General features: G+C 71.5%; 12 protein-coding genes and 1 pseudogene. 5 read left to right on the forward strand and 8 right to left on the reverse strand.

All coding sequences use genetic code 11. The annotated features are described in order from the left end of the window. Positions 1-87: 87 nt before the first annotated feature. Complete coding sequence (locus MYK68_RS08915; RefSeq protein ID WP_247867567.1) at positions 88-1,737, reverse strand: flavin-containing monooxygenase; 1,650 nt, start codon at positions 1,735-1,737, stop codon at positions 88-90. A gap of 156 nt (positions 1,738-1,893) precedes the next feature. On the opposite strand from MYK68_RS08915, the gene MYK68_RS08920 reads away from it, so the two are divergent. Beyond that, complete coding sequence (locus MYK68_RS08920) at positions 1,894-3,441, forward strand: acyl-CoA synthetase (protein ID WP_247867568.1); 1,548 nt, start codon at positions 1,894-1,896, stop codon at positions 3,439-3,441. A gap of 10 nt (positions 3,442-3,451) precedes the next feature. Here MYK68_RS08920 and MYK68_RS08925 read toward each other — a convergent pair whose 3' ends face one another. Beyond that, a complete protein-coding gene (locus MYK68_RS08925; protein ID WP_247867570.1) occupies positions 3,452-4,249 on the reverse strand; it encodes an AraC family transcriptional regulator in 798 nt (265 codons plus the stop codon). A 50-nt stretch (positions 4,250-4,299) separates the two neighbouring features. On the opposite strand from MYK68_RS08925, the gene MYK68_RS08930 reads away from it, so the two are divergent. Then, a complete protein-coding gene (locus MYK68_RS08930) occupies positions 4,300-4,812 on the forward strand; it encodes a VOC family protein (RefSeq protein WP_247867573.1) in 513 nt (170 codons plus the stop codon). A 22-nt stretch (positions 4,813-4,834) separates the two neighbouring features. On the opposite strand, the gene MYK68_RS08935 is transcribed toward MYK68_RS08930, so the two are convergent. Together MYK68_RS08935 and MYK68_RS08940 are read right to left on the reverse strand one after the other, a co-directional pair. Next, on the reverse strand, positions 4,835-5,380 hold the full coding sequence (locus MYK68_RS08935; protein ID WP_247867574.1) for a YdeI/OmpD-associated family protein: 546 nt from the start codon (positions 5,378-5,380) through the stop codon (positions 4,835-4,837). Between the two features lie 85 nt (positions 5,381-5,465). Further along, positions 5,466-6,638 carry an alkaline phosphatase family protein gene (locus MYK68_RS08940; protein WP_247867575.1) on the reverse strand — a complete coding sequence of 391 codons (1,173 nt, stop codon included), beginning with the start codon at positions 6,636-6,638 and terminating at the stop codon, positions 5,466-5,468. Between the two features lie 37 nt (positions 6,639-6,675). On the opposite strand from MYK68_RS08940, the gene MYK68_RS08945 reads away from it, so the two are divergent. Beyond that, on the forward strand, positions 6,676-7,449 hold the full coding sequence (locus MYK68_RS08945) for a YggS family pyridoxal phosphate-dependent enzyme (protein ID WP_247867578.1): 774 nt from the start codon (positions 6,676-6,678) through the stop codon (positions 7,447-7,449). Between the two features lie 45 nt (positions 7,450-7,494). Beyond that, positions 7,495-8,319, forward strand: coding sequence for a bifunctional hydroxymethylpyrimidine kinase/phosphomethylpyrimidine kinase (gene thiD / locus MYK68_RS08950; protein ID WP_247867580.1), 825 nt, complete (start codon positions 7,495-7,497; stop codon positions 8,317-8,319). Positions 8,320-8,322: 3 nt separating this feature from the next. Here thiD and MYK68_RS08955 read toward each other — a convergent pair whose 3' ends face one another. From MYK68_RS08955 to MYK68_RS08965, 3 genes and pseudogenes are all read right to left on the reverse strand, one after another. Next, complete coding sequence (locus MYK68_RS08955; protein ID WP_247867582.1) at positions 8,323-8,727, reverse strand: NUDIX hydrolase; 405 nt, start codon at positions 8,725-8,727, stop codon at positions 8,323-8,325. After that, a complete protein-coding gene (locus MYK68_RS08960) occupies positions 8,724-9,107 on the reverse strand; it encodes a DUF488 domain-containing protein (RefSeq protein ID WP_247867985.1) in 384 nt (127 codons plus the stop codon). Before MYK68_RS08960 ends, MYK68_RS08955 begins: the two co-directional genes overlap by 4 nt. A gap of 21 nt (positions 9,108-9,128) precedes the next feature. Beyond that, positions 9,129-9,863: pseudogene (locus MYK68_RS08965) on the reverse strand (uracil-DNA glycosylase); the annotation flags it as partial. Between the two features lie 44 nt (positions 9,864-9,907). On the opposite strand from MYK68_RS08965, the gene MYK68_RS08970 reads away from it, so the two are divergent. Then, on the forward strand, positions 9,908-11,449 hold the full coding sequence (locus MYK68_RS08970) for an ATP-dependent DNA ligase (protein WP_247867587.1): 1,542 nt from the start codon (positions 9,908-9,910) through the stop codon (positions 11,447-11,449). Between the two features lie 15 nt (positions 11,450-11,464). Here the strand turns inward: MYK68_RS08970 and MYK68_RS08975 are convergent, their stop codons facing one another. Continuing rightward, on the reverse strand, positions 11,465-12,274 hold the full coding sequence (locus tag MYK68_RS08975) for an ABC transporter ATP-binding protein (RefSeq protein ID WP_247867598.1): 810 nt from the start codon (positions 12,272-12,274) through the stop codon (positions 11,465-11,467). Positions 12,275-12,341: the final 67 nt, after the last annotated feature.

Raw genomic sequence — 12,341 nt, forward strand, 5'->3', positions numbered from 1 at the left:
GATGTGTTCCCGCTCACCATTGTGGCTCGGTGGCGGCCGGCGGCGTCTCGGATCGAGACGTTCGTGAGGCGGGCGGGCCGCGGGCGGTCAGGCGAAGCGGAAGCCGGGGTAGCCCCGGTCGGCGTTCTCGTCGGTGCGCTGCCGGAAATCGGCGGCACCCAGGTACGACAGGACGCGGCCGCGCGGTTTGCCCTCGACGTTCGCGCCGTTGTACCAGGAGTCGGTCTTGGCGATGAGGGTCGCCTGGGTCACTTCGTCGTGGTGCTGCACCCAGGCCTCCTCGCCTTCCAGCGTCGGTTCGACGACGCGGTGACCGTTCTCCTGCATGTGACCGATCAGACGGGAGATCCACTCGGTCTGCTGCTGGAGGCAGGTCGGCATGTTGCACAGGGCGGCCGACGGCGCGAGCGGGATGCCGGTGGTCAGCAGGTTCGGGTAGCCGTGCACCATGAAGCCCATGGTCGACCGGATCTCCCGGTTCCAGTCGTCGGCGAGCGACCGGCCGCCGCGGCCCTTCGGATCGAGCCGGGACAGTGCGCCGCTGCCGGCGTCGAAGCCGGTCGCCATGATGATGACGTCCACCTCGTGCAGGGTGCCGTCCGCGAGCTCGATGCCCTCGGGCACGATCCGCGTGATCGGGTTGTTCCGCACGCCGATCGCCTCGACGTTGGGGCGGTGGAACACCTCGTAGTAGCCGCGCTCCAGCGGGACGCGGTGGGTGCCGAAGCCGAAGTCCTCGGGCTTCGGGACCAGCAGGTCGATCAGCTTCGGGTCGCGCAGCCGCGCCCCGATCTTGGCGCGCACGAAGTCCGAGACCGCCGCGCTGACGTCGGGATCGACGAACATCGACAGGTACGACGCGATCCACAGCTTCAGCGAGCCGTCGTTGTAGCACTCTTCCAGCAGCTCGCGGCGCTCCTCCTCGGTGCGCTCGGCCCACTCCTTGGTGGTGTAGTCGTACTCGAAGCCGACCACGGTGGTCTTGACGGTGTCGCGCAGGTGCTCGAACTTGTCGTGGTAAGCCCGCACATCGGCCGTGGTGTAGTCGGGATTCTTCATCGGCAGGGTGAACTGCGGGGTGCGGACGAACACCTTGAGCAGTTCCACGTCCGGCGCGATGGTCTGGATCACCTGGATGCCGGTCGCGCCGGTGCCGATCACGGCCACGCGCTTGTTGAGCAGCTGGACGCCGTCCCGCGGCCAGCGGGAGGTGTGGAAGATCTCGCCGAGGAAGGTGTCCTGGCCCTCGAACATGCTGGTCAGCGGCGCCGACAGCATGCCCGCGCACGACACCAGGAACCGGGTGTCGATGATCTGGCCGCGGTCGGTGGTGACCGTCCAGCGGCCGGTCACCTCGTCGAACTCGGCGCTGGTGATCCGGGTGCTGAAGTCGAAGTCGTCGCGGACGCCGAGCTTGTCGGTGGCGTAGTGGAACCAGTCCTCGATCTCCGACTGGTCCGGGAACTTCTTGCTCCAGCTCCAGCCCTTGTAGAGGTCTTCGTCGAACATGTACTGGTAGATGTAACCCTCCGAGTCGAAGCGGGCGCCCGGGTACCGGTTCCAGTACCAGGTGCCGCCGACGTCGGAGGCCTCCTCGTAGCCGTGGACGTTCAGGCCGAGCTTCTTCAGCTGATAGACCTGGTACAGGCCGGCCACGCCGGCGCCGATCACCAGGGCGTCGAGGGTCTTGGTGGTTTCGCCGGATTCGGTGTCCGGGCGGGTGTCGGTGACAGTCATGTGTTTTACCTCTCTGTGGCTGTGGTTCAACTCACTGACACCTAGTGTTGTGTTGCATAGCACGTTGTGGACGTCTCACTTTCGGACGCTTCTCACCGGCCGATCGACGCGCCGGTGCCCGGGGCGGACGGTCCTCGACCGTAAGGAGGAAAGACCATGTCAGAAGCACTTTCCGCGCACGTCCCGGATGTCGCCCGGGCCCGGGCGGACACCGTGGACGGGATCGTCGCGCGGAGCGCCGCCCGGCACGGCGACCGGGTCGCGCTGCGCTTCGCGGACCGGGAGCTGACGTACGCCGCACTCGACGACGCCGTCTCCCGCGCCGCCGCGCGGATGCTCGCCCTGGGACTGACCGCCGGTGACCGCATCGCCGCCTACGGCACCAACTCCGACGCCTATGTGATCGGCTATCTGGCCGCCGCCCGCGCGGGGCTGATCCACGTGCCGATCAACTACGCGCTGACCGGCGAGGAACTGAGCTACCTGCTCGTCCAGTCCGGCGCGCGGGCCGTGCTCGTCGACCCGGCGCTGCGAGAGACCTTCGACGCGATCGCGGCGCGGACGCCCGTCGAGCAGGTGGTCGCGCTGCGCGACACCGACGACTCGCTGCTCACTCTGGCGAGCGGCGGCGACGTCCCCGAGCTCGACCCGGGGGCGGCCGACACCGACATCGTGCAGCTGCTCTACACCTCGGGCACCACGTCCAAGCCCAAGGGCGCGATGATGACGCACAGTGCGCTCATCCACGAGTACACCTCGTGCATCGTCGGACTCGATCTCGCCGCCGCCGACAACCCGCTGATCTGCATGCCGCTCTACCACTCGGCCGGCATGCACGTGTTCATGCTTCCGTACCTGTCGGTGGGGGCGACGGTGACGCTGCTCCCGGTGCCGGACATCGCGGAGATCCTGCGCGTGGTGGAGCGTGACCGGATCGGCTCGCTGTTCCTGGCGCCGACGGTGTGGGTACCGCTCGCCGGTCACCCCGATCTGGACACCCGCGACCTGTCATCACTGACCAAGGCCCAGTACGGGGCGTCGATCATGCCGGTCACCGTGCTGAACCGGCTCCGCGAACGCTTCCCGGGACTGGGCTTCTACAACTGCTTCGGGCAGTCCGAGATCGGCCCGCTGGCCACCGTCCTGCGCCCGGAGGAGCACGCCGAGCGGCCGTCGTCGGCCGGGCGCCCGGCGCTGTTCGTGCAGACCCGGGTGGTCGACGCGGACGGTATGGACGTCGCGGACGGGGAGCCGGGGGAAGTGCTGTACCGGTCGCCGCAGCTGTGCCTGGGGTACTGGGACAACCCGGACGCCACCCGGGAGGCGTTCCGCGACGGCTGGTTCCACTCCGGCGACCTGGTGACTCGCGACAGTGCGGGCTACCTGACGGTGGTCGACCGGATCAAGGACGTGATCAACACCGGCGGCATCCTGGTGGCCTCGCGCGAGGTCGAGGACGCGGTGTACACGCACGACGCGGTCGCCGAGGTCGCGGTGATCGGCACGCCGGACGAGAAGTGGATCGAAGCGATCACCGCGGTGGTCGTGCTGCGTGACGGCGCCGCGGCGACCGAGGACGAGCTGATCGCGCACGTGAAGGCGCGGCTCGCGCCGTTCAAGGTGCCCAAGGCCGTGCGCTTCGCCGACTCGCTGCCGCGGAACCAGAGCGGCAAGCTGCTCAAGCGCGAGCTGCGCGGCGGCTGACCGGAGTCCGTCACCGGGCGTCGCGCCGGTAGTCGCGGGGCGTCAGGTTCGCCGCGGTGCGGAAGTCGGCGGCCAGATGGGCGTGATCGGCGTAGCCGAGATCGGCGGCGATCCGGGCGATGGTCAGCGTGGGCTCGTCGCGCAGCCGCTGCGCGGCCTCCTGCAATCGGTATCGGCGGATCACCGCGAGCGGTGGCACGCCGAAACCGCGCCGGGCCAGCCGTTGCACGGCCCGCACCGTGAGCCCCATCCGGTCGGCGAGCTGGTCCACCCGGATGATCTCGCGGTCACCGGCGATCAGGTCCTCCATCGCGTTCGCGAGCAGGCCGGTGTCGTCGGGCCTCGCCAGGCCGGCGCGTGCCCAGTCGGCGTACACCTCGGTCGCCCGCGACGGCCCGTCCTGCTCGTCGTGCATCGCGGCGACCACGGCGGCGTGCAGTTCCGCCGCCGGGAACGGGGTCTGGGTATCGCGGAGCGCCGCCGGATCGGCGGCGGGGGAGACGTCCCGCAGGGCGAGCAGTCCGGCGGGGCGCAGCAACGCGCCGACCGCCCACCCGCGCCCGGTCAGATCCCGGTACGACACGCCCGTCGCCGGACCGACCAGCGCCACCCCCTCGGGTTCGATCACCAGGTTCGACGCCGGGAACGGCAGTATCTCCTGGCGTGAGACCTCGCCGGCCGGCAGGTCCCAGCGGGGTATCCAGAACCAGCGGATCCGGTCGCGCAGGTCGTCCGGTGCGATCAGCCGGCGCAGCGACGGCAACCGCGCCGGATAGAGGACACCGCGTCCGTCGTCGAGATCTGCCACGGTCGCGAATCTACAAGCCCGGTGACCGGGAGGGGCCGTACGGTCGAGGCATGGAAACGCAGAACGCATCAGTACCCGTCCCCACCCGCGGCGTCACCGGGGAACACACCACGGCGGGAGTCCCGCACGGCTTCACCTCGCTGACGCCGTTCCTGGCGATTCCCGACGCCGCGGCCGCGCTCGACTTCTACCAGCGCGTATTCGGGGCGCGGCTGGTGGCGTCCACCGAGTTCGACGGCGTGATCTCGCACGCCGAACTCGACTTCGGGAACGGCCGGCTCCAGCTCGGTGTCCCGTCACCCGAGTACCAGCTGGTGCCGCCGCCCACCGACGGCGTCTGCTATTCGCTGGCGCTCTACTGCGAGGACGCCGACGCGGTGGCCGAGCGAGCGGTCGCGGCCGGGGCGACGCTGCGCGAGCCGGCGATGCACTTCGTCTCCGGCGACCGGTTCGCGTCCCTGCTCGATCCGTACGGCATCCGGTGGAACGTGATGTCCCGCGTCGAGGACCTCTCCGAGGAAGAGAGCGCCCGCCGCGTCGCCGAGTGGGCCGCGCAGCAGTAGGCGGATCGCCGCCCGGCCGGCGCTACTCGCTGCTCGGTAGGACACCGCTTCGGGCGACCGCCGGGTCGGTGCATGAGGAGAGATCGAAGCAGCAGGGGCGGCGTTTGCCGTGGCGCAGCTTGTCGATCCCGACGCGGATGCGCTTCTCCCGGGTCGCCGGATTCTTCGTCGCCCCGATCCAGCGCACCCATTCCCAGCGCGCCATCGGTGTGATGGCGGCCCAGACTTCGGCGATGTCCGGGGCATCGGCCAGCGCGGCCTGGAAGTCGTCCGGAATCTCGGGTTCCGGCCAGTCCTTGGTCGGGGTGAGTTCGACGCGGAGGGTGTCGCCCGTCGCGGCGTCCACCGCCTCGAGCAGCGGCGGGTCCAACCGGATCCAGTGGCCCTTCTTGCCGTCAGGCTCGACGACGGTGCCGAATCCGTGGCCGTCGAGGGTGCCGGTCGCCGCCACCTGGCCGCGGGACGGCAGCCGGGCGCTTGCCGCCGCGGGCAGGCGCAGGATCGTCCGATCGTTGACCGACTCCACCGGGGCGGTGAAGTCGACGGTCACGGCGGTTTTCGCGGGCATGGGGCTCCTCGGCGGTCGGTGCAGGTCTCCAGCCTAGGATCTCGCTAGCGAATCTGGACGGCGCTGGCGAATCTGGACGGACGGGTCAACCGGCGGCGACGATCAGCGGCACCAGCAGCTCGGCCGCGGTCCAGCCGCCGTGGTGACCCGGCATCCGGGTCTCGATCGGTTCGGCGAGGCTCCTGGTCAGCAGCACGTCCCGCCGCCCGACCGCGACCACGTCGCCGATCCGGTCGGCCACGTGCGTCGCCATCGCGGGCCCGAACCAGCCCTCGTCGATCACCTGCTCGCGGGAGGCGATGTGGGCGTCGCCGTCGAGCAGGGCCGCCCAGGCGGCGAGGACGTCCCGGGCGGCACCGGGCTCCGCGTAGACGTGCCGCACGCGCGCCTCACCACCCAGCGCGACCGTGCCCTCGGTGAACTCGGTGTCGGTGTCGAGATCGATCCGCCGGCCCGCCGAGATCATCCCGTGGTCACCGGTGGCCACCAGCGTCGCCCCGGCCGGGAGCAGTGCGATCACCTCCCGCACCAGCGAGTCGACCAGTCGCAGCCGCTCCCGCCATTCCGGTGTGCCCGGTCCCCATTTGTGTCCGGCGGCGTCGAGTTCCGGTACGTACGCGTAGATCAGCCGCGGCCCCCGATCGCCCTCGGCGAGCAGATCCCGCAGGTGGCCCAGCACCGCCTCCGGCGACGACCCATCGCGGTAGTCGGCGGGACTGCCGTACGCGGCGCGCGTCAGACCGGAGCCGCGGAACGCCCCGGGCAGGACCGCCACCACGTCGGCGCCGCCCTGGGCGAGTTCGTCGAACGCGCTCGGCATCGGCTGCACGACGGCCGGCGGAAAGAGCCGCGATGCGTCGGGCCCGTCGGCGGTGTCGAGCGTCCAGCGCAGTGCGTTGAGGGTGTGCCGCGCGGCCGATTCCAGGTCGCGGGGCGCGAAGCTGTAGCCGATGATCCCGTGCTCGCCGGCGCACAGTCCGGTGCCGAGACTGGTGAGACTGGTGGCCGTGGTCGACGGGAAGCCCGCCCGCAGAGTCGTCGTCCGGTGCCGGCTCAGAGTCGGTGCGAACACCGAATGCTCTTGCAGCAGAACCTCACCCAGCCCGTCGATCAGCAGCACGACTACCGTGTGCCCGGCCGGCACGGTGAGCGGCGCCAGGTCACCGAAGCCGAGCGCCGTCGACACCGACGTCGTGAAGTCGGCGAGGGTGGGGCCGTCGTTCCAGGTGTCCGGGGGCAGCTCGTCCAGGGGTCCCATGTCTGTCGACGCTACGTCGTCGCCGGACAATGGGGGCATGGAACGTGACGTGAACGAGCAGTCCGCCAGGTACCCGGCCGCGACGACGGTGGCGGAGTTCCGCGCGAATCTCGCCGCCGTCCGGGCGCGGATCGACGCGGCGGCCCTCGGCGCCGGGCGCGATCCCGCGGAAGTGAGGCTGCTGCCGGTGTCCAAGACGGTGCCCGCGGAGCGGTTGCGAGCGGCGGTCGAGGCCGGATGCCGCGAGCTGGGCGAGAACAAGGTGCAGGAGGCCCGGCGGAAGTCCGAGGAACTGGCGGATCTGGGTGTCGCGTGGTCGGTGATCGGGCACCTGCAGACCAACAAGGCTAAGGACGTGGCGGCGTTCGCCGCCGAGTTCCAGGCGCTGGACAGCCTGCGGGTCGCGCAGGCGCTCGACCGGCGGCTGCAGGCCCACGGCCGGGCGCTGGACGTGCTGGTCCAGGTCAACACCTCGGCGGAGGAACAGAAGTACGGGCTCGAACCGGCGCAGGTGCCCGCGTTCCTCGCCGAGCTGCCTCGCTACGAGACGCTGCGGGTCCGCGGCTTCATGACCCTGGCGCTGTTCACCGACGACACCGAGCGCGTCCGCGAGTGCTTCCGCACGCTGCGCGAGGTGCGCGACCGGGCTCGCGACACCGACCCGGACCTGATCGGCCCGGGTGAACTGTCGATGGGCATGTCCGGCGACTTCGACGTCGCGGTCGCCGAGGGTGCCACGTGTGTGCGCGTCGGTCAGGCGATCTTCGGGGCGCGGGCGCTGCCCGACAGCCACTACTGGCCGGGTTCGTGAGACGCCGCCACCATCGCGCACCGGGGCGGAAGTACCCTCGTAGCCGTGGTTGAGCTCGCCTATGTCATCGCCGGATCCGAAGCGACCGGCGGCGCCGGTCTCCAAGCAGATCTGAAGACCTTCCAGGAACTCGGCGTCTACGGCGTCGGCACCATCACCTGCATCGTCTCCTTCGACCCGAAGAACGGGTGGGGGCACCGCTTCGTGCCGGTCGATCCGCAGGTGATCGCCGACCAGATCGAGGCCGCGACCACCGCGCACGACCTCGACGTGGTGAAGGTCGGCATGCTCGGCACTCCGGCCACGATCGATGTCGTCGCGCGGGCGTTGCGCGGCCAGTCGTGGCGGCATGTCGTCCTGGACCCGGTACTGATCTGCAAGGGCCAGGAGCCCGGCGCGGCGCTGGACACCGACACCGCCCTGCGTGAGCAGATCCTGCCGCTCGCGACGGTCGTCACCCCGAACCTGTTCGAAGCCCGGACCCTGTCCGGGATGGACGTCATCGAGACGCCGGAGCAGCTGGTGGAGGCGGCGCGGCGGATCGCCGACCTGGGACCGCGGTACGTGGTCGCCAAGGGCGGCGTCGATCTGCCCGGACCCGATGCGATCGACGTGCTGTACGACGGCGAGGAGGCGATCGTCTTCGCGGCGCCGAAGATCGGCGACGAGCGCGTCGCGGGTGCGGGCTGCACTCTCGCCGCCGCGATCACCGCGGAACTGGCCAAGGGCGCGTCGGTGGCGAGCGCCGTCGAGTTCGCGAAGGAGTTCGTGACCGCGGGCATCGAGGGCCGGGTCGCCGCGAACACCCCGTTCGACACGGTGTGGCAGGGCGCCTACGTGGAGCAGCTGACGCTCGACGACGACCTCTGACGGTCATCCCTCCGGCGGGATGATCCCGGCGCCGCGGAGGTAGCCGAGCAGTCCGGTGGACAGGGGCAGCGTCTCGAGCTGGTCCGGCGCCACCCAGCGGGCGTCGTCGGCGTCGTCGCCGCTGCGCAGTTCCCCGCCGAGCACGGTGGCGGCGAAGTCGTGGACCTCGTACCGGCTGTCGTCGCCGAACGGCACGATGGCCGTCCACAGCTCGTCGCCGACCCGGACGTCCAGACCGGTCTCCTCGCGGACCTCCCGGACCGCGGCCTGCGCGGGCGTCTCACCGGGTTCCACACGGCCACCGGGCACCGACCAGTGGCCCTTCTCTGGTTCGTGCCCGCGCTTGACCAGCAGGACGCGGCCGTCGTCGTCGACCAGGACGGCGCTCGCCGCCACCACGGTCTTCACGCCGTCGATGAGGTGCCTCCGGTGAGGAGTCGCCGCAACACCGCGGCTTCGCTGATCCCGGGCTCCTTGGTGGCGGTCAGCAGGGTCAACGGACCGGCCGCGGCCAACTTGCGCAGCTGGGCGAGCGCCACCGACTGCTCGCCGCCGGCGTCCAGCTCGGCGGTGTAGCGGGCCCGGAACTCGTCGAATTTCGCCGGGTCGTGCCCGTACCATTTGCGCAATTCGGTCGACGGCGCCACGGTCTTGCACCACTCGTCGAGATGGGCGCGGTCCTTGCTGACGCCGCGCGGCCACAGACGGTCGACCAGCACACGCGCGCCGTCATCGGGATCGGGCTCGTCGTAGATCCGGCGGATCCGGACGATCGGGGTCGCGGTCATCGGTATCTCTCCTTCGTCTCGTCCGGCGAGCTGCTGGGCGCGCCGCAGTACCTCCTCGAGCATGCCCGGCGTGAGGCGCCCGGTGAAGGTGTTGTGCTGACTGACGTGGAAACAGCCGAGCACCGTCAGCGTGCGGCCGTCGGGGTGATGCACGGTGACCTGCGCGCCGTGCCCGAACGCGGGCCGGGGCCTCGGCACGGTCCACCCCGCCTCGGTGAGCACCGCGAACAGGGCGTGCCAGCCGAACGCGCCGAGCACGACGGCCACCCGGAGCGTCGGCGCCAGGAGTTCCAGTTCGCGGGCCAGGAACGGAGCGCAGGTACGACGCTCCGCCGGGGTGGGCTTGTTCTCCGGCGGGGCGCAGCGGACGGGCGACGAGATCCGCGCGCCGAGCAACTCCAGACCGTCGTCGGCGGCCCACGCGGTCGCCCGGTTCGCCAGGCCGACGGCGTGCATGGCGGCGAACAGGAAGTCGCCGCTGCGGTCGCCGGTGAACATCCGGCCGGTGCGATTGGCGCCGTGCGCGGCCGGCGCCAGCCCGACGATCAGGATCGACGCGTCGGCCGAGCCGAAGCCGGGAACCGCTCGGCCCCAATAGGTTTCGTCGGCGAACGCGGCCCGCTTGACGCGGGCCACCTCCTCCCGCCAGGCGACGAGCCGCGGGCAGGCGGCACAGGTCGTGATGAGTCGGTCCAGGTCGGCGATGGTCGACGTGGCGGCCGCCCGCTGCGGCGCTGCGCTGTCGAGGGGAGCCATCGCTTCACCGTAGCCCGCCGGGCGGGCGCACTAGGCTGGCGGTCATGATCGAGGGGCCGGTGGCGACGTCGCTCGGGGAGCTCGTGGACGCCGCCGCGCGGACCGCCGCGACCCGGTCCCGGACGGTGAAGATCGAGGTGCTGGCCGGGCTGTTGTCGCGGCTCGCCGAGGCCGAGATCCCGGTCGCCGTGGGCCTGCTGCTCGGCAGCCCGGTGCAGGGCCGGCTCGGTGTCGGATGGCGCAGCGTGGCCGGCGTCCGGCCCGCTCCGGCCGCCGCATCGTCGCTGACGCTCGGCGACGTCGACGCCGCGTTCACCCGGCTCGCCGGCGCGGCCGGCGCCGGATCCACGACGGTCCGCCGCGAGACCCTAAGCGGACTGCTCGGCCGGGCGACCGCCGGCGAACAGGACTTCCTGGTCCGGGTGATCACCGGGGAGGTCCGGACCGGCGCGCTCGCCGGGGTCCTCACCGATGCGGCGGCGGTGGCCGCCGGGCAGCGCAAGGACCTCCTGCGCCGCGCCGCCATGCTGTCCGGCGACCTCGGCACGACCGCCGCGCGGGCCCTCGCCGGGGACGACCTGAGCACCATCGGCCTGACACCCGGCATCCCGGTCGCACCGATGCTGGCCGCGTCGGCGCCGGATGTGGCGGAGGCCCTCGCGGTCACCGGGCCCGCGTCGGTCGAGCACAAGCTCGACGGCGCCCGCCTGCAAGTGCATCGCGTCGGCGGTGAGGTGCGCGCGTTCACGCGCAGTCTGGCGGAGGTGACCGAGCGCGTCCCGGAGGTCGTCGAGTTGGTCGCCGGCTTCCCCGGCGGTGACCTGGTCCTCGACGGGGAGACGCTGACGCTCGACGCCGACGGCCGGGCGCGGCCGTTCCAGGATACCATGAGCCGGTTCGGCGGCACCGTCGACGCCGCCCTCTCGGTCTCGTTCTTCGACGTCCTCTACGCAGACGGGCGCAGCCTGATCGACGAACCGCTGCGCGTCCGGCGCGAGGTGCTCGCCTCGATCGCCGGTCCCGAGGTGATCGGCGGCGGCCTCGCCGCGCCGGGCGAGGGCGCGGGCCACCTGCTCGACGAGGCACTCGCCGCCGGACACGAAGGGGTGATGGTCAAGTCGCTCGATGCGCCCTACGCGGCCGGGCGGCGCGGCGCCCACTGGATCAAGGTGAAGCCGGTCTACACCTACGACCTGGTGGTGCTCGCCGTCGAACGCGGTTCCGGCCGCCGCACCGGCTGGCTGTCGAACCTGCACCTCGGGGCGCGCGACCCCGACGGGCGCTTCGGTGAGCCGGGCGGCTTCGTCATGGTCGGCAAGACGTTCAAGGGCCTCACCGACGAGACCCTGCGCTGGCAGACCGAGTTCTTCCCGACCATCGCCACCGGCGACGACGGCTACGTGCTGCACGTCGACCCGGTCGTCGTGGTCGAGATCGCCATCGACGGCGTGCAGCGCTCCACGCGCTATCCGGGCGGCGTGGCGCTGCGGTTCGCGCGCGTCAAGCGCTACCGCATCGGCGACGACGCCAAACCCGCCGCCGACGCCGACACCATCGACACCCTCCGCGCGCTGCTGCGCGAGTGATCCCGGGCCGGGGGATCAGACCGCGCGGGCCTGCCAGCGGCCGTCGTGCCGGGAGATCTCGATCGGGTAGTCGAAGGCGGCGCTGACGTTCTCGGTGGTGAGGACGTCGGCGGCGTCGCCGGCCGCGAGCAGCCGGCCGTCGCCGATCAGCATCGCGTGCGTCGTGCTGACCGGCAGTTCCTCCAGATGATGCGTCACCAGCACGGTCGCGAGGTCCGGGTGGGTGTGGTGCAGGTCGTCGACCGTGCGCAGGAAACGCTCGCGGGCGGCGACGTCGAGCCCGGTGGTGGGCTCGTCGAGCAGCAGGATCTCCGGGTCGGGGAGCAGCGCGCGGGCGATCAGCGCCCGGCCGCGCTCGCCCTGCGAGAGGTTCGGCCACACCGCGTCGCGGATCGGGCGCAGCCCGAGCGCGGTGATCAGTTCCTCGGCGCGGGCGAGGACCGCAGGTTCGGGCGACCAGCGGGGGACCAGGTCGTTGCTGCCCGTCTCCCCGGTCAGTACCACCTCGAACACCGTCAGCGGCGACGACAACGGGTGCCGCGGATTCACGTGGCCGATCGAGTGCTTCAGCGCGCGGAGGTCGACGGTGCCGAGCCGATGCCCGAGCACCGTCGCCGTGCCGCGGGTCGGGTGCGCGGTCGCGCCGCAGATACTCAGGATGGTGCTCTTGCCCGCGCCGTTCGGGCCGATCAGCGCCCAGTGCTCACCGGCGCGCACCGTGAACGACACCTCGCGGAGAATCGGCCGGCCGCTCCGCACGAAGTCGACGGCGTCGAACTCGAGGACCGGTGCGGGCGGAGCGGAAGAAAGGGAATCGGTGCTCACCCGTCCACCGTATCGACCGGCCGCACTGGCAAGATGGAGGGATCGGGCCGACGGTGAAAGGGCAGCA

Origin of the sequence: Gordonia sp. PP30 (assembly GCF_023100845.1) — a bacterium.
In the GTDB taxonomy this organism is placed as follows: Bacteria; Actinomycetota; Actinomycetes; order Mycobacteriales; family Mycobacteriaceae; genus Gordonia.